Consider the following 17,316-nt stretch of genomic DNA (forward strand, 5'->3'; position numbering starts at 1 on the left):
CTCTGCTCCCGTCCGGCGTGGGGGTGTCGTCGGCGACGGCCACGCCGGACGGGAGCAGAGCCGCGCCGATGGCGGCGGTGATGAGGGCCGCGGTGCGCAGGGTCGGGCGAAGGGACATGGAGAACTCCGATTCCAGCTCGGCGTTGATGGTGCCCGCGCACGGATGCGCGTCGGGCGCCGGGCTTGCCCACATGCTGGAGTGAAGTTGTGAGGAAACTGTCAGACCGCTGTGTTCATCGGATCAGGGCCGGCAGACGGCAGCCGCAGGGTGAACACGGACCCCTGGCCCACGGTGCTGACGACGGACGTCGTCCCGCCGTGCGCCTCGACGAGCTTGCGGACGATCGCCAGCCCCAGGCCACTGCCCCCGGTGCGGCGGCTGCGTGACTTCTCCGCGCGCCAGAACCGGTCGAAGACGTACGGCAGGTCCTCGGGTGCCATGCCGCTGCCGGTGTCGGCGACCTCCACCGCCACCTCCTCGTCCACTCCCCCGGGCCCGGTCCCGTAGGCGCGCAGCGTCACCCGTCCTCCCGACGGTGTGTGGCGCACGGCGTTGGACACCAGGTTGCCGATCGCCTGGCGGAGCCGTACCGGGTCGGCGGTGAGCCCGGGGACGGACCCGTTCCCGTCCGGAACGGCAACGGTGAGGGCGACCCCTGCGGCATCGGCCTGGGCCTGATGGGCCGCCACGACATGGGCGAGCAGCTCCTCGATCCGTACGGGTTCGGGGTGCAGACGCAGGGCGCCCGCATCGGCCGCCGACAGGTCCTGGAGGTCGTCGATGATGTGCTGCAGCTGGAGCGCCTCCTCCAGGAGCGAGGCGACGAACGGGGCATCCGTATCGGCGATGCCGTCCTGGGCTCCCTCCAGCCACCCCCGGATGTTGCTCAAAGGGGTGCGCAGCTCGTGCGCCACATCGCTGACCATCACCTTTCGCTGCTCCTCCAGGCGGGCGCGATGGGCCGACATGTCGTTGAAGGCGGCGGCCAGCCGGCCGATCTCGTTGTCCGCGGCCACCACGACGTGCGAGGGATCCTCGCCGTCCCGCATGCGCTGGGCCGCTCCCGTGAGCGCGTGCAGCGGCCGTACGAGCCGGACCCCCGCGAGGATCGAGGCGCCGACGGTGAGTGCGAGGACGAGCGCCGCGACCCCGGTGATCCTCGCCGTGTTCGCGGGGGACAGCTCGAACCCGGGGACGGCACCGCCGCCCGGGTCGCTTATGAACAGCAACGCGGGTGAGGCGACGTACGAACTGAGCTGCTCCTGGCGGGCGATGCCGACGCACGAGGCGATGTCGCGGTCGACCTCGCTGTCCATGGGCGAGGGGGTGGGGAACGGCGTCGGCACAGCCTCCTCCGGGGCACTGATGCCGGGCACCGGCTGGGGTACGGCCGTCGCGGGTGAGGCATCCTGGTCCGTGTCCCACGAGAGGTCGAGGTCGAGCCGCACGGCTTCGCGCCCCTGCCGGTCCAGGCAGGCGTTGACCAGCCCGTTGAGCGCGGTCAACGCCTTCGTCTCTGTCCTGGTGGGACTGTCCAGGGCGTCCGTGGTGCACCTGGTGCCGCGCATGCGGTCGGGGTCGTTGCCCACGACCTGGATACGGGGCCGCCCGCTCGGCCCCTCGACGACGTCCGAGGCGATGCCGGACCGGCTGAGGCAGCGCACCGCCTCATCCGCGGTGCGTCGCAACGACGTACGTTCGGCCGCGGACAGCCTGAACGGTCCGACTGCTCTCGCGTCGACCCGGTCGTTGCCCGAGCGCTGCACTCCGTCCGTGCCGGGTGCCGCAACCGTCACGGACCCGGACCCGGATTCGGATCCGGAGGGCACAGCGGCCACCGACAGAGGATCCACGACCGCTGATGCCTGGGGTGGCAGAGCCGGTGGCGGCGGCGAGGAGCCTGCTGAGTCCGCGAGTATCTGACGGCTCTGCGTCGTCAGGGTGATCCGCCGGCCGGAAGTCTCGGCGAGGTCGTTCACCGTGGCGTCCACGCCGTCCCAGGTGGGGTGTCCGGCCGCGTAGGCGAGCAGGGCGTCGAGGACACGGGTGTCCGCGGCGAGGTTGCGGCCCTGCTCCTGCTCGATCGCACCGGACGTCGTCTGCACGGCCAGCCACGCGGTCGCGGCGACCGAACAGGCCGCGACGAGCGCCGACACCGCCAGCAGCCTGCCGAGCAGGCTCTTGCGCAGACGCAGGCGTTGGGCGCCTCGCTCAGCCGGAGGCACGCGAGGTCCCCTTCAGCGGGTCCATGAGTTTGTAGCCCACTCCGAAGACGGTGAGCAGCCGGGCCGGTCGCCGGGGCGCGCGCTCGATCTTCTTGCGGAGGTTCATGATGTGCACGTCGACCGTGCGACTGCTGATGTACCGGTCGAACCCGTGGAGTTCGGCGAGGAGCTGCTCACGTGTGAATACCCGTTCGGGCTCGGCGGCCATCGCCGAGAGGAGCCGGAACTCCCCGGGCGTGCAGTCGACCTCGACTCCGTCGACAGCCACCTCGTGACGCGCGGGATCGACGGCGAGCGTTCCCACACGCAGCACATGGCCGTCTTCGCGTCCCCCGTCCCGCCGGGTGCGCCGCAGGAGTGTGCGCACTCGCGCCATGAGCTCCCGTGGACTGTAGGGCTTGGTCATGTAGTCGTCCGCGCCCAGGTCCAGTCCGAGCAGCAGGTCGTCCTCCGTCGCCCGCGCGGTCAGCATGAGGACCGCCAACTCCCTTTCCTCCGCGCGGAGGATGCGGACCACGTCGAGTCCGTCCGCCCTGGGCATCATCACGTCGAGCACGAGCAGGTCCGGCGCCCCCTGACGCGCCCGCTCCAGGGCGGACAGGCCGTCCGCCACCACCGTGACGGTATGGCCTTCGCGTTCGAGGTAGCGGCGGACCAACTCGGCTTGTTTAGCGTCGTCTTCAGCGACTATGACGTTTGCGCACACGCGGTGATCGTAGAGGAGGTCCTGGGCGCGGGCCCTTGCGGCCGGACCGGCTACCCGGTCCGGCCGGGCAGCCGGTCCGCGGCGATCAGCAGACGCCGTCGCCGGGCTTGGGGTTGCCGAGGCCGAACAGCGGACGCAGCCTGAGTCCGATCCAGGTCCCGGCCAGTGCGACCGCGCCCCACAGCCAGCCGCTCAGGCTGCCCGAGGCGACGCCCGCCAGGTAGGCACCGATGTTGCAGCCTCCGGCCAGCCGTGCGCCGATGCCCATCAGTACGCCGCCGAGCACCGACGCGACGGCCGTGCGCCACGGAATGCCGCGGTGCAGGGCCCAGGTACCTCCGAGCGCCGCGGCGACCGCCGCTCCGATCATGATGCCGATGTCGGTGAGGCTGGTCTTGTCGGCGAGTACCGGGCCCGCCAGCATCTCGGCGTTCCCCGCCTGTCGCCACCAGGTCCAGTTCTCCGGGTGGCCGCCGAGCGCGCCCACCAGTTCCGATCCCCACAGGCTGAAAGCACTCGTGACCCCCCAGGCACCGCCGGACACCATCAGTACGCCCGCGCCGAGCACGGCCAGCACAAGAGCGCCGGCGGCCAGCGGCCAGGATCCGCGGAGAGCCCGTAGTGCCGCGGTGCGTGCCGAGGGCACCACGCCGAGGGGTGGCGGGTTGCGACGGGCCTGGACGCGTCGCGTGATCAGGACCACCAGCAGCAGCGCGGCGATCGTCACAGCCCACGAGCCGAACCAGCCGATGTGGTCGGACAGGACGACCGGCTCCCAGGCGGGCAGGTCCTTCCACAGGTCGAACTGCCAGGCGGCGAGCGTTGCACCGGCGATGAAGCCGCCCAGGGTCAGAAGCACCGAGGTCTGACCCGAACCGACGGCGAAGAGGGTGCCGGACGCACAGGCGCCGCCGAGCTGCATCCCGATGGCGAAGATCAGTGAACCGACGACCAGGCCGACTTCGAGCGACCCGCCGGAGGGCGCCGGCTGCGAGCCGAACAGGCCGGTGCTCGTACCGATGACCAGTGCGAACAGTGTGGCCGTGGTGCCGAGCAGCAGCGCGTGCGCCCGCAGACCGGTGCCGTTGCCTACAGCGATCAGCTGCCGCCAGGCCGATGTGAAGCCCAACCGGGAGTGGAACAGGGCGACGCCCAGACCGAGCCCCAGGACGAGCAGTACGCCGGGTTTGGCGCCATGGGTGAACCACACGTACGCGGTCAGTGCAGCGGCCAGCAGCCCGGACACGACGAGTGGGGCCCTGCGCACCGGGGGCAGGGGCGGCGCCTCGGGCCGCGGAACCGACGTGGGCGAAGGAACGAGGAGGGCGGGCAGAGCGCGCGGCGGCGCGGCCGGCCCGGCAGGTGGCGCGGTGGTCACGAAAGATCTCCGGATGGTGCTCGACGGACGGCGGCAGCGGTGCCGGCGGCGCTGCGCGCGCCGCCGACTCGGGTTCAGCCGCGACAGAGCCCGTCGTCGACGCACCACGCCGAGTGCGCGAACAGCGCGAGGCGCAGCGAAAGGGCCGGTACAGACATGCGTACGAATATACGGACGGGCCCACTCCGGATGCCTGACCGTCTCGCCATATGGAAGCCCGCTTGGGACGACACCCCGGGGCGCCCCGCGCCGCAGTGCCGCGGTGCGCCCCGGACCGCGCGTAAGGGACCCTGTCAGGGGGCGATCCCCACATCGGTGATCCGGCTCCACCTCGTCTCCTGGGCAGCGGTCATGGCGGGCCAGGAGAGACCGCCCGGCCTCGGCCGGATCCTCGATGCGTACGACGGCGGGAGGAAATCGGGACGGTAGAAGCAACCGCCCTCATGGATACGGTCGAAGGCGCCGCACGAGGCCGCGATCGAGCCCGGGGTCGGCTTGCGGCCGGAGCGCACCCAGGCGTCCAGGGCGGAGACGGAGTTGGCGTACTCGGAGTCGCTCAAGGCGCTGTGTTCCGTCTCCGTCGTGTACGTCTGCACAAGACGCCCGTCCGTGCCGGCTCCCTCGAGGGTGGCCCGGTAGGCCGCTTCGTGCTCGACGAAGGCGGTCGGGTCGTCGATTGCGTGCAGGGTGAGGACAGGGACGGAGACCTTGCCCGTGAGGTCGCTGTCGTAGGAGAGGTCGCGGCGTGCGGTGGGGTCGGCCGAGAAGCGTTCGACACCCTCGTTGAGTGCCTTGTCGTCGTGTGAACCGGAGTACCTCACCCCTTGGTTGCCGAACGGGTTGCGGCCACCCAGCCTGCCCGACACGATGTCACGGAAGGTGAAGGTCGCGAACCGCAGGTGCGACTCGAGTGCGCGCTCAGGGATGCGGGTGACGGCAAGGATGTCGTTGAGGTTGCGTTGCTGCGGCCCGGTCCGGTCCGCGGGCTCGGAGGCGTAGCCGGTGCATTCCTCGAGACGGGCCCGGAGTCCGGCGCTCGTCATGAGGGAGCCCATACGCAGTCCCTGCCACAGCGGGTACTGGGGTTCAGTGGGGCGAGGGTGGTTCCGGCAGTAGTACTGGTAGACCGCCCGCAGATCCACGCGGTAGTCGTAGCCGCGCGAACCGCCCCCGAGTACACCGCTGGTCAGCAGGACGCCGTCGTAGGCACCGGAGCGGGCTCCGTACGTCTCGGCGACCTTGGCGGCGACGTTGCCACCCCATGACTGGCCGTGGACATAGGTCAGTTCCGGCGCGCCGAACCGGGCGACGAACAACCGCCGTACGTTCTCCGTGTCGGCGGCGGCCATGCGCGTCCCGTAACCACCGCGGCGGTAGGAGGAGCCGGCCCAGGCGTATCCCTCGTCGACCATCACCGCCCAGCGCTCCAGGTCGTCGGCACTGCGGGACGGGTCCGAGGTGTCGCCCAGGTCGGGCCCGCCGTGGGCGTGCACGACGAGGGAACCGTTCCAGCGCGTGGGCACCGCCATCGTGTAGTACGCCCCGTTGCCGTGCTGGCCGGTGTAGCACGTGGCCTTCCCTGCCAGATCGGCCGGACACGCGGCGACGGAAGGGGCCTCGGTGCTCGCCCGGGCAGTGGAGGCATCACCGAGTGTGCCGAGGAACAGGGCCGCGAGCGCGGCGGCCACTACCGCCGTGCGGCGTCGCGGAGCATGCGTGGGCGGGTCGAATACGTTCAAGGGTGAGCTCCTTCAGGTGCTCCGCGCAGAGTTGCGCTGCGAGCCGGGATGTTAGGAAGGGCCCACCGGATGGGGCCAGCCCTGCGGCCGTTGCGTTCATAGTGTTCGCCCGCCTGCGGTCTCGGCGGCGCCGGCTCAGCCGTCCGCCCGCATCCGGACAGGACCATTGACAGGGCGCCGGCCCGGGCGACAAACTCGCGGAACACGGTGAAGAAAAGTTCACTGTGCGAACTCGGTGCGCCGGTACGCGAATGCCCCGCGCGCGAACGGCCTCAGGAATGCGACCGCTCCCGTGAAGGAGTACGAACGGTGCACACGACCGTGGGAATCATCGGGGGCGGCCCCGCCGGGCTGTTGCTGTCCCGCCTGCTCCACCGTGCCGGCGTCGGCTGCGTCGTCCTGGAGAGCCGCGATCGCGCCTACGTCGAGCAGCGTCAGCGGGCGGGAATCCTCGAACAGTCCACCGTCGACGCCCTGCGCGAGGCCGGGGCGGCAGCGCGGCTGGACGCCGAAGGACTGGTCCACGACGGCGTGGAGCTGCGCTGGGAGGGCCGTTCGCACCGTATCGACTTCCCGTCACTGACGGACGGCCGCCGCGTGTGGGTGTACGCGCAGACCGAAGTGGTCAAGGACCTCGTAGCCCTGCAGCTGGCCGACGGCGCAGCCCTCCACTTCGGGGCCGAGGTCCACTCGGTCGAGGGCGCGGACACCGGCCGGCCGACGATCCGCTACTCGCACGACGGCCAGGACAGCTCCCTGACGTGCGACTACGTGGTCGGCTGCGACGGCTTCCACGGGGTGACCCGGGCCGCCGTACCCGAAGGGGTCCGGCGCACCTACGAACGGGCGTACCCCTACTCGTGGCTCGGCATCCTGGCCGATGTGGCGCCGTCCTGCGCCGAGTTGGTCTACGCCCACTCCCCCCGTGGCTTCGCCCTGCACAGCATGCGGTCGCCCGAGGTCAGCCGGATGTATCTGCAGGTGCCCAACGGCACGGACCCGGCAGCATGGCCGGACGAACGGATCTGGGACGAGCTGGACGCCCGGTTCGCACTCGACGGCTGGAAGCTGAACCGTGGCCCGATCACCTCCAGGAGCGTTCTGCCGATGCGGAGTTCGGTCACCGAGCCGATGCGGTACGGCAGCGTCTTCCTGGCAGGCGACGCCGCACACATCGTGCCGCCCACGGGCGCGAAAGGGCTCAACCTCGCCGCGGCCGACGTCGTGGTGCTGAGCCGCGCCCTGATACGGCAGCACAGGACCGGTGCGACCGACCTGCTGGACGCCTATTCCGACACCTGCCTGCGCCGCGTGTGGCGCGCCGAGCACTTCTCGTACTTCTTGACCACGACGCTGCACACCGGACCGGACCAGAGCCCCTTCGACACGCGGCTCCAGATCGCCCAGCTCGACCGCATCGCCACGTCACCCCACGCGGCGGCCGAACTCGCCATGAACTACGCGGGGTTGCCGTTGCCGTAACCGGCCCGACGCTCCACCGCGGCCCCCATTGACACGGGCAGGAACCAAGGGAAAGCTCGCACCGGCCCCAGAGTGGAATTTACTTCACCTTGCGAACACTCCCTCTGCGGTGGACCCGCTCTCCGGCAATGGGACAGCCCACCCGCCACAACGCAGTGGCAGAAAGCGAGTGCCCCGTGGCTGTATCGACCACCTCCCCGCCCGACCGCTCCTTCAGGGTCGTCGCTCCGGTCATCGCCCTGTGCTGGCTCGCCGTGTTCTTCGACGGCATGGACGTCAACATCTACGGCGCGACCATGCCGCATCTCCTGGCGGACGACAGCCTCGGCTTCACCCCCGCCCTGGCCGGGACCATCGGCAGCTGGACCACGTTCGGCATGCTGATCGGCGCGCTGGCCGCCGGCACACTCACCGACTGGCTCGGCCGAAAGCCGCTGGTCATCGCCAGCGTCGTACTGTTCTCGTCCGGATCCGCACTGTGCGCCCTCGCGTCCGGCGCCGCGATGTTCGGCACCGGGCGCTTCCTCTCCGGGCTCGGCCTGGGCGGGCTGATGCCGATCGGCCTCGCGATCGTCGCCGAGTTCGCACCCCCGCGCCGGGTCGCCCTCACCACGGGCCTGATGATGACCTCGTACCACGCAGGCGGCATGGCGGCCACGGGCATCGGTCTCGCCGTCGCCCCCGGACACGGCTGGCGCTGGGTGTTCTGGGCGGGCGTGCTGCCGGCCCTGATCGCGGTGCCGCTGGTGCTGAAGTGGCTTCCGGAGTCCCCTGGTGTGCTCTTCGCCCGGGGCAGGACCCAGCGGGCGTACGCCGTCGCCGACCGCTACCGGCTGGAGCGCCCGGGCGCGCAGCAGGCCCCCCAAGCCGGTCCGAAGGGCCGCATGGCGGCGATCACCGCACTGTTCGCGCCCGGCACCCGTTGGGCGACCCCACTGCTGTGGATCGCGTCCTTCGCGGGACTCCTCCTCGTCTACGGCGTCTCCACCTGGCTGCCCGAACTGATGCGCGCCACCGGCTACTCCCTCTCCTCCTCGGTCACCTTCCTGATGGTGATCAACGCGGGTGGAATCGTCGGCATGCTGATAGCGGGCCGTACGGCGGACAGGTTCGGCCCGGTGAAGGTCTCCGCTCTGTGGTTCCTGCTGACCGCTGTCGGCACGTTCCTGCTGAGGGCGCAGCTGCCGCTGGGCGCCGCGTATGTCGTCGTGTTCATCACCGGCGTCTGGCTGTTCAGCGCCCAGGTGATGGTGTACGCGGCCACCTCCCGCGTCTACGCGCCCCGGGAACGCGCCACGGGCCTTGGCTGGGTCACGGGCATAGGCCGTACGGGCGCGGTGGTGGGCCCGGCCCTCGGCGGTGCGGTCCTCGCGGGCGGCGACGCGAGCCTCGGCTTCACGACCTTCGCGGTGACGGCCGTGCTCGGCGCGGTTGCGGTCTCCCTGGTCCCATTGTTCGTGCACGACCGCCGAGGACTCGGCACGCACGCGGCGCCGGCTCTCTCCCCGGATGCGGCCCCGGGCGGCGCAGAGCGCGCTTGACGGCCCGAAGCGACCAGTCATGAGGGGTGCGCCGCCGTGCCGACCCTGGCCGGGGGCACCGGCGCCGGCCCCGCCGACGCCCTTTCGGCAGGGCCGGTCAAGTGGTATCCGGTGTCAGGACGCGTGCATGCTCCGGCCCCGGTGGCAGATGAAGAGAGCTGGACCGTCCCTTCGTCCCAGGAGCATCATGTCGCCCCAGAGTTCCACCCCGCGCTACACCGTGCCAGGCCTGAGCACCAAGGAGGGCGGGCGTCTGATCGACTTGCTGATGATGCGTCTGCACTCGCTCAACGACTTGGCCCTCACCCTGAAACACATCCACTGGAATGTGACCGGCCCGCACTTCATCGCCGTGCACGAGATGCTCGACCCGCAGACCCTGGCGGTCCGGGGCATGGCGGACGCCGCCGCCGAACGCATCTCGGCCCTGGGCGGTGTGCCGCACGGCACCGCGGGCGTGCTGGTCGCCGAGCGGACGTGGCATGACTACAGCGTGGGCCGGGCCGACGCTATCGCCCACCTCGGCGCGCTCGACCTCGTCTACGCGGGAATCATCGAGGACCACCGGAAAGCCGCCGCGAAGGCCGCCTCCGTCGACCCGGTCACGGAGGACCTGCTCATCGAGCACCTCCGTTCGCTGGAGCAGTTCCAGTGGTTCGTCCGCGCCCATCTGGAGAACAGTGCCGGGGATCTCTCCACGGCGGACGCGGGCAGCGAGACGCAGGCCGCGGCGAAGGCGGGTCCGTCGCGCGCGATCCCTGCGAAGAAGACGGCCAACTCCGGACGCACGGCGAAGAAGGCGGCCACCGGCAAGCGCGCTCGCTGAGGCTGGGCCCGTGCGGGCCCGAGCCGGCACGGGCGTCGGGTCCGGCACCGATGGAGCAGACGACGAGCTGTGTGGCATGTGGGATGCCGCAGAGCTCGTCGTCCTCACTCCCGGGGCCGCAGGTGCCCGCCTGGGACACCCGTTCAGTTCTGGTCCGCCCGGATCATGTCCGCGCACTTCTCGCCGATCATCATCGTGGTGATGCAGGGGTTGACGGCGGGCAGGAACGGCATGACGGACGCGTCGGCCACCCGCAGGCCCCGCACCCCCTTCACCCGCAGCCGCGGGTCCAGGACGGCCTCCGGATCGTCGGCAGCACCCATCCTGACGGTGCCCGCCGGGTGGTAGACGGTGTTGTGTGTCTGCCGGATGTAGTCGAGCAGTTCGGCGTCGGTCCCCGCATGGGGACCGGGCGCCAGTTCCCGGCCGGCCCAGTGCGTCATGGGCGCCCGCGAGACGATGTCCCGCGCGAGCCGCAGCCCGTGCGTCATCACCCGCACGTCGTGCTCGTCCGTGAAGTAGCGCGGGTCGACCCGTGGCTTGTCACGGAAGTCACGGGTGCGCAGCCGCACCGTGCCCATGGAGCGGGCGCGGGTGACGTTGGGCGTGAGGCAGAAGGCGTTCTCCGAGGTCGGGTAGCCGCGCCGGTAGGTGTTCATGTCGAAGGGAACGGATCCGTAGTGGAACATCAGGTCGGGCCGGTCCAGGCCGGGTTCCGTGTCGGCGAAGATGCCGATCTCCCACCACTGCGTGGACGTGGTCACCATGGGCTGTCGTGCCTCCCACATGATCACGCCCTCGGGGTGGTCCTGGAGGTGGGCGCCGACAGCCGGTGAGTCGACCCGGACGTCCACGCCGGTCTCACGCAGATGCTCCGCCGGGCCGATACCCGAGAGCATGAGCAGTTTCGGCGCGTCGATGGAACCGCAGGACACGATGACCTCGCGTCGCGCGCCGACGGTACGTGTGTGGATGAGGTCGGGCGTCAGGTAGTCGACACCGGTGCACCGCTGTGCGGAGTCGAGGACCAGTCGCTTTGCCTGCAGCCCCGTGCGCACCTCGAGGTTGGGCCGCTGTCCGAGGATCGGGTGCAGGTAGGAGACGGAGGCCGATGAACGCGTCCCGTCGGGCCGGGCGTTGATCTGGAACCAGTGCGCCCCACGGGTGACCGTCGTGCCGGTGTTGAACGGCGTGGTGGGGATTCCCGCTTCGGCACAGGCCTCCAGCAGCGCCGCTCCGCACGGGTCGTTCGGTGGGATCGTGCGGATGGTGACCGGGCCGCCGCGCCCATGGTGGTCGCCGGGCGCGTCGTTGGTCTCCAGCCGCCGGTAGAGCGGGAAGCAGTCAGCGGCGCTCCAGCCCTCGCACCCCCGGGCACCCCATTCGTCGAGGTCTTCGGCCGGTGCCCAGAAGGCGATGCAGGAGTTGTGGGACGAGCAGCCGCCGAGGACCTTGGCGCGGGCATGCCTCATGAAGCTGTTGCCGTTGTCCTGGGGCTCCACCGGGTAGTCCCAGTCGTAGCCGGACTCCAGGAGCCCCATCCACCGGTCGAGCCGCAGGATGTTGTCGTCACCGACGTCGGAGGGGCCGGCCTCCAGTACGCAGACGGTGACGGACGGGTCCTCCGACAGCCGGGCGGCGACGACCGCGCCGGCCGTCCCCCCGCCCACCACCACGTAGTCGAAGTCGTCCTGCGGTTCACTCACTGCGGGCATCCGTGTCTCCGGAATCCAGGGCCGGCGGCAACGCGCGCGGCAGTGCGGGCGATGGTCAGTCGGACGGTGCAGCGGTGCTGACCTCGGTGCGGTGACTCTCGAGAACGCCGGTCCTGTGCCGCTGCACGAACCAGTAGTAGGCGAAGCCGCCGAGCCCGACGATGCCGATGAAGACGAATGCGCCCCATTGCAGGTACCAGTGACGCGGGCCGGTCGCGTTGTAGACCTCGGCGCGCGGCCAGGCGAGGTTGAGCGCCATGCCCGCTCCCCACAGCACCGCGAGGATGTTGACGGGCAGTCCGAACCGGCCCAGCGAGAAGCTGCCTTCGGCCGGGTGCCATGAGCCTCGCAGCCGGCGGATCAGCATCGGGGCCGTGACCATCAGATAGGCCAGGTAGATCATGATCACGGCGATGCTGGTGATCACCGAGAAGATCTGTGGCTGGTTGATGTTGATCACCAGGATGACGACGCCCACCACACCGATCACGACGGCGGGCACCACGGGGGTCTGGAAGCGTGGGCTGACCCGGGCCAGCACGGACCCCGCGGGAAGGTTGTTGTCCCGTGCCATGGCGAACATCAGCCGGATGCCGGCGGCCTGCACAGCGAGCACGCAGACCGTGATCGCGACGACCACGCACCACAGGAAGATCTCGCCGATGGTCGATCCGAGCGTCTCCAGCACCACGTACTGCAGGCCGCCCGTCGACAGTTCCCCGGCCGCCAGGTCCGGGACGGCCAGCAGCGCGAAGAGCAGGATGAGGCCGCCGATGAGGAACGACGCGATGAGCGCCCTCAGGATCGCGCGGGGTGCGTTGCGGCCCGGATTGTGTGACTCCTCGCCGAGCGACGACGCGGTGTCGAAGCCGTACATCACATACGCGGACGCCAGTGAGGCGGTGAGGAACGCGCCGAAGTAGCCCAGGGTGCGGCCGTCCCCGAGTCCGTACGTGTCCGTCAGGGCGCTGCTGGGGCCGCGGGTGACGTGCGCGGCCAGGAAGACGATCAGCGCGACGGCGGCGATGAGTTCGATGAACACGCCGGCGGAGTTGATCCGGGCCATGAGCTGGACGCCGAAGGCGTTGACCAGGGTGGAGAAGAAAATCAGTACCGTGCCGAGGAGAACGGCGTTGGTCGCCGCGTCGTTCTTGCCGGTGCCGTCGCCGACGAACTGGAACCAGCTGTCGATCTGCGGCAGCGTGACCTGGTAGGCCAGTGCCACGGCGGAGAGCGAGACCATGGTGGCGGTCATCATCATCCAGCCGCCGAGCCAGCCGATGTGCGGGCCGCCCATGCTCTTGGCCCAGTTGTAGACCGAGCCTGCCACCGGGTAGCGGGCGGCGAGCTCGCAGAAGCACAGGGCGACCATCAGCTGACCGGCGAAGACCATCGGCCAGGACCACCAGTAGGCCGGGCCCCCGAAGCTCACACCGAAGTAGAACAGCTGGAAGGTGCCGGTCAGGATCGAGATATAGCTGATGCCCGCTGCGAAGGTGTGGAAATTGCCCAGGGTGCGCTTGAGTTCGGGCTTGTAGCCGAGCTCGGCGAGTGAGTCGTCGTCATGGCTGCCGTCGGCACGTGTGCCTGGAGGCGGGGTGCCCGTCGGGCCGGGGCCGCTCATTCGAACCACCTCTGCGGCCGGGCCGCGGTGTTGCGCCAGATGTGCTTGGCCTCCTGGTACTCCGCGAGACCCGCCGGTCCCAGCTCGCGGCCGACACCGGACTGCTTCATCCCGCCCCACTCGGCCTGGGGGACGTACGGGTGGAAGTCGTTGATCCACACGGTCCCGGCGCGCAGCCCGGCGGCCACCCGGTGGGCGCGCTCGGCGTCCTGCGTCCAGACCGCCCCGGCAAGCCCGTAGACGGTGTCGTTCGCCAGAGCGACGGCCTCGGACTCGTCCCGGAATCTCTCGACGGTCAGTACCGGGCCGAAGGACTCTTCCCGTACGACCGTCATGTCCGGGGTGCACTCGTCGAGAACGGTCGGCAGGTAGTAGAAACCGCTCCGCAACGCCGGATCGTCCGGTCGGGCGCCGCCGCAGCGCAGCACGGCCCCCTCGGCCAGGCCGGCGGCCACGTACGCCTCGACCTTGTCGCGGTGCGCGGCTGAGATGAGCGGACCGCTGCGGGTGTCCTCGTCGAACGGTCCGCCGAGCCGGATGTCCCGGGCGCGTCGTACGAGCTCGTCGACGAAGGCGTCGTGCAGCTCGTCCTGCACGAGCAGCCGCGCGCCGGCCGAGCAGACCTGCCCGGCGTGCAGGAACACCGCCATCAGCGCGTAGTCGACCGCGGTGTCGAACTCCGTGTCGGCGAAGACGATGTTGGGGTTCTTGCCGCCGAGTTCGAGCGCGATCCTCTTCACGGTGGGTGCGGCCGCCGCCATGATGAGCCGCCCGGTGACCAGCCCGCCGGTGAAGGAGACCATGTCCACACGCGGGTCCGAACTCAGCGGCGCGCCGGCGGTCGCCCCGGCCCCCAGCACCAGGTTCGCCACACCCGGCGGCAGTCCGGCCTCGGTGAGCGCCTGCATGAGGAGGATCGATGTGTGCGGCGTCAGCTCACTGGGTTTGAGGACGAAGGTGTTGCCCGCGGCGACGGCGGGGGCCACCTTCCAGGCCGTCTGCAGCAGCGGGTAGTTCCACGGAGTGATCAGTGAGCAGACACCCACCGGTTCGTGCACCACTCTGCTGTCGATGCCCGGGTCTCCCGTGTCGACGACACGGTCGGTGCCACCGGAGGCGGCCAGGTTCCCGAAGTAGCGGAAGCAGTTCGCGATGTCGTCCAGGTCGTACTCGCTCTCCACGAGCCGCTTCCCGGTGTCCAGGGTCTCGGCTCTGGCGAACGCGTCCTTGTCCCGTTCGAGGAGGCCGGCCACGCGCAACAGCAGCCGGCCACGCTCCGCGGCCGGCGTGCGCGGCCACGGCCCCCTGTCGAACGCCTCGCGCGCCGAGGCCACCGCCGCGGCCGCGTCCGCCGGTCCCGCCTCGTCGACGACGGCGACGAGCTCGCCGTTCGCAGGGCAGCGGATCTCACGCCTACCGCCCTCGACGGCAGCACTCCACCGGCCACCGATGAACAGCTCAGGCATGGTGTCCCTCCGGCTCGCACGAGGAAGGGGGAGGCGATGAAGCCGACCGTGCCGAGCTCGTCACCAAATTAGGCCGCCGGGAACACCCCCGCGCGGCGTGCGGGTACAGCACGCGCGAACCTCACTCGCATGCCGAGCCTGCTCCGGGGACGCTGGAAGGGGTTTCGTATGCCGGGCAGCGGCTTCCCGCACGGCCCCGGCCTCCTACGCCCCCGTCGCGACGTGCACGGCGAGGGCGTGGAGGCCGGGGCTTCGGTCCGCGTCCCCGTCAGACGGTCCTTGCGGCCTTCAACGCGTCCACCGCGGGCTGCCGGACGGAGGGACTGCGGGCTCCGCAGTCATCGGGTCACGGTCCACTTCTGGTTGGCGGCGCCGGTGCAGGTCCATATCTGCAGCCGGGTGCTGTTGGCGCTGCTCCCGCCGCTCACGTCCAGACACTTGTCGGCCTGCGGGTTCACGATGTCCCGGGCAGCCGGCGTCGCCCACTGCTGCGCCGCCGAACCGTTGCAGTCCCACAACTGCACCGCCGTGCCGTCCGCCGTACCACCCGACGCCACATCCAGGCACTTGCCCAGTGCACGGATCGTCCCGTCACCACCCACCGTCCACCGCTGCGCCGCCGTACCGTTGCAGTCGTACAACTGCACCGCCGTGCCGTTCGCCACCGCACCGCCCGCGACGTCCACGCACTTGCCCGCCAGACCTGTGATGGGTCCGCCGCCACCCGGCTGGCCGCTGTCGGAGCTGACGCGTACGTAGTCGACGAGGAGCCGCTGCGGGAAGACCGTGCTTCCGTCGGGGTCGCCCGGCCAGTAGCCGCCGACCGCCAGGTTCAGGATGATGAAGAACGGCTTGTCGAAGACCCACTGCTTCCCGCCGAGGTCGGCCGGGGTCCGCCGCTGGTAGACGGTGCCGTCGACGGACCAGGTGACGGCGTTCGGACTCCAGTCGACGGCGAAGGTGTGGAACGCGTCGGCGAACGCCTGCCCGCCGGGCAGGGTGTAGCCAGCGCCAATGCCTCCGCTGCCCGAGTAGCCGGGGCCGTGCAGGGTGCCGTGCACGGTGGACGGTTCGAAGCCGACGTTCTCCATGATGTCGATCTCGCCGGAGGCGGGCCAGCCGACCTGACCTATGTCATTTCCCAGCATCCAGAAGGCCGGCCAGATGCCTTGTCCCCGCGGGATCTTCATCCTGGCTTCGACCCGGCCGTACGTGGTGGTGAACTTGCCGGAGGTGTTCAGCCGGGCCGATGTGTACTCGCACCGCCCGTACCAGCACTGGTAGTTGTTGGGGTTCTCCTTGCGCGCGGTGATGACGAGGTTGCCCTGGCCGTCGAGAGCGGCGTTGCTGGTGCCCGCCGTGTAGAACTGCCGTTCGTGGTTGTTGACGTTGTCGCCGGTCTCGGTCTGCCACTTCCCGCCGTCGACGGCGGCGCCCGCGGGACCGTTGAAGTCGTCGGAGAAAGTGACGGCGGCCGGGGCGGCCGCGGCGGTGGTGGCCGGTGTGGGCGCGCTCTGCGCCAGCCCGGTGGACAGTGAGGCGAGGCCGAGCGCCATGACGATGGACAGAACCAGACGCCGAGGCAAGCGCGGAGAACTCATGCCTTCTCCCTTCGGGGAGCATGGTGGATTGACGTGCACATGTCATATCCAGGTGAATCGGGCAGGGACCGCATCGAACACTCCCCGCACTCCCCCCACATCGGGCCGACTGGGGGAACGATGAGGCGGAAGCACTTACTTCACTCCGTGATTTAAGGAATGAACGCCGAGCATGTCAAGGGTTTGGTATAGACCGGGGCTGCGTACAATTCTTGACGCAGCGGGCCGCGTCCGGGGAACACTTCCGCACCGGCGGCAGGTACCGCGTCCACGTTCGGGGCAAGCCGGCGATCGGCGCGGCACGCGTGCGCAGCACCGCCCGTACACCGACCACTCGAACTAGGGTGAGACACCAGACCGAGGCCGACGAGGGGGACACGATCAACACCGCCGAAACGGGCCGGAACCTGCTGGACCCCGCCAGCGTGATGAACGCGAAGGAGACCCTCCTCGAGCTCCTGGGCCGTGCGGGGGTGTTCCGGGGCGAGGCCGAAGAACTGATCGCGCTCGTGGAGGCCGGCGCGATCGCGGACGCGCTCGGGGAGATCGGGAAGGCGGAGAGGGGCCCGGCCGGCAACGGGGAACCGTACGCCGTCGGCTGGCACGACGGCGCCCGAGCCGTCGGCGACGAACTCGCCGGCGTCGCCGGGCAGGCCCTCGAGCGCGCCATCGGACCTGCCGTGCCCGGTCCGGCGGAGGGCGGCGGGCCGCGAGGCCATCACCCCGTCGGAAGGGTGGACGTGGAGCGTGCCAAGGTCGCCGTGACGCCGCTCTATCTCGCGTTCACGGACACCTCGGACCTCGACCCCGAGGTGTCCGACGAGGTCCTCACCGCGGTCCTCGGCACGATGAGCGTCGTGGGGGAGTGGAGGAGGGAGTAGCGGCCGTGGACCGCGATGCTGCTGCGTGGCCCGTACCGCGCGTACAGCTGGGTCAGCCGTTGCCGATGGGACTGCGTGAACTGCTCCAGCTGCCCGGCGTAGCCGACCCGCCCCACGACGCTCATCGTGCC

General features: G+C 70.4%; 12 protein-coding genes and 1 pseudogene. 4 read left to right on the forward strand and 9 right to left on the reverse strand.

Translation table 11 applies throughout. The features are described from left to right. The 5 genes and pseudogenes from BFF76_RS31810 to BFF76_RS27805 form a co-directional block, all read right to left on the reverse strand. A pseudogene (locus BFF76_RS31810) lies at positions 1-193 on the reverse strand (hypothetical protein); the annotation flags it as partial. Between the two features lie 26 nt (positions 194-219). Further along, a complete protein-coding gene (locus BFF76_RS27790) occupies positions 220-2,226 on the reverse strand; it encodes a sensor histidine kinase (protein WP_053928945.1) in 2,007 nt (668 codons plus the stop codon). Next, positions 2,213-2,932, reverse strand: coding sequence for a response regulator transcription factor (locus BFF76_RS27795; protein ID WP_031089982.1), 720 nt, complete (start codon positions 2,930-2,932; stop codon positions 2,213-2,215). Before BFF76_RS27795 ends, BFF76_RS27790 begins: the two co-directional genes overlap by 14 nt. 85 nt (positions 2,933-3,017) lie before the next feature. Continuing rightward, on the reverse strand, positions 3,018-4,310 hold the full coding sequence (locus BFF76_RS27800) for a YeeE/YedE family protein (protein ID WP_065849309.1): 1,293 nt from the start codon (positions 4,308-4,310) through the stop codon (positions 3,018-3,020). 293 nt (positions 4,311-4,603) lie between these two features. Further along, entirely contained in the window at positions 4,604-6,049 is a 1,446-nt protein-coding gene (locus tag BFF76_RS27805; RefSeq protein WP_065849310.1) for a hypothetical protein, read from the reverse strand. A gap of 309 nt (positions 6,050-6,358) precedes the next feature. Here BFF76_RS27805 and BFF76_RS27810 point away from each other — a divergent pair, with 309 nt between their 5' ends. From BFF76_RS27810 to BFF76_RS27820, 3 genes are all read left to right on the forward strand, one after another. After that, entirely contained in the window at positions 6,359-7,531 is a 1,173-nt protein-coding gene (locus BFF76_RS27810) for a 4-hydroxybenzoate 3-monooxygenase (protein WP_053928942.1), read from the forward strand. A 176-nt stretch (positions 7,532-7,707) separates the two neighbouring features. Continuing rightward, complete coding sequence (locus BFF76_RS27815) at positions 7,708-9,072, forward strand: MFS transporter (RefSeq protein ID WP_244167357.1); 1,365 nt, start codon at positions 7,708-7,710, stop codon at positions 9,070-9,072. 187 nt (positions 9,073-9,259) lie between these two features. Continuing rightward, positions 9,260-9,898: a Dps family protein gene (locus BFF76_RS27820; RefSeq protein WP_065849311.1), complete on the forward strand. Its 639-nt coding sequence runs from the start codon at positions 9,260-9,262 to the stop codon at positions 9,896-9,898. Between the two features lie 143 nt (positions 9,899-10,041). Here BFF76_RS27820 and BFF76_RS27825 read toward each other — a convergent pair whose 3' ends face one another. The 4 genes from BFF76_RS27825 to BFF76_RS27840 all read right to left on the reverse strand — a co-directional run bounded on the left by BFF76_RS27825 (position 10,042) and on the right by BFF76_RS27840 (position 16,304). Continuing rightward, positions 10,042-11,613: a GMC family oxidoreductase gene (locus tag BFF76_RS27825; RefSeq protein ID WP_031089970.1), complete on the reverse strand. Its 1,572-nt coding sequence runs from the start codon at positions 11,611-11,613 to the stop codon at positions 10,042-10,044. Between the two features lie 55 nt (positions 11,614-11,668). After that, positions 11,669-13,237: an APC family permease gene (locus tag BFF76_RS27830; RefSeq protein ID WP_065849312.1), complete on the reverse strand. Its 1,569-nt coding sequence runs from the start codon at positions 13,235-13,237 to the stop codon at positions 11,669-11,671. Continuing rightward, positions 13,234-14,703, reverse strand: coding sequence for an aldehyde dehydrogenase family protein (locus BFF76_RS27835; RefSeq protein WP_065849313.1), 1,470 nt, complete (start codon positions 14,701-14,703; stop codon positions 13,234-13,236). Before BFF76_RS27835 ends, BFF76_RS27830 begins: the two co-directional genes overlap by 4 nt. Positions 14,704-15,041: 338 nt before the next feature. Then, positions 15,042-16,304 (reverse strand): glycoside hydrolase family 16 protein, encoded by a 1,263-nt coding sequence (locus BFF76_RS27840; RefSeq protein ID WP_065849314.1) that lies wholly within the window; start codon positions 16,302-16,304, stop codon positions 15,042-15,044. 344 nt (positions 16,305-16,648) lie between these two features. On the opposite strand from BFF76_RS27840, the gene BFF76_RS27845 reads away from it, so the two are divergent. Then, positions 16,649-17,185: a hypothetical protein gene (locus BFF76_RS27845; RefSeq protein ID WP_208604886.1), complete on the forward strand. Its 537-nt coding sequence runs from the start codon at positions 16,649-16,651 to the stop codon at positions 17,183-17,185. Positions 17,186-17,316: the final 131 nt, after the last annotated feature.

This window comes from Streptomyces mutomycini (assembly GCF_001700505.1).
GTDB classification, from domain to species: Bacteria; Actinomycetota; Actinomycetes; order Streptomycetales; family Streptomycetaceae; genus Streptomyces; species Streptomyces mutomycini.

What these genes read in the sequence shown, in the direction of transcription:
- BFF76_RS27820 (WP_065849311.1), top strand. Translation starts at nt 9,260, where the DNA reads ATGTCGCCCCAGAGTTCCACCCCGCGCTACACCGTGCCAGGCCTGAGC.
- BFF76_RS27825 (WP_031089970.1), bottom strand. Translation starts at nt 11,613, where the DNA reads ATGCCCGCAGTGAGTGAACCGCAGGACGACTTCGACTACGTGGTGGTG.
- BFF76_RS27830 (WP_065849312.1), bottom strand. Translation starts at nt 13,237, where the DNA reads ATGAGCGGCCCCGGCCCGACGGGCACCCCGCCTCCAGGCACACGTGCC.
- BFF76_RS27835 (WP_065849313.1), bottom strand. Translation starts at nt 14,703, where the DNA reads ATGCCTGAGCTGTTCATCGGTGGCCGGTGGAGTGCTGCCGTCGAGGGC.
- BFF76_RS27840 (WP_065849314.1), bottom strand. Translation starts at nt 16,304, where the DNA reads ATGAGTTCTCCGCGCTTGCCTCGGCGTCTGGTTCTGTCCATCGTCATG.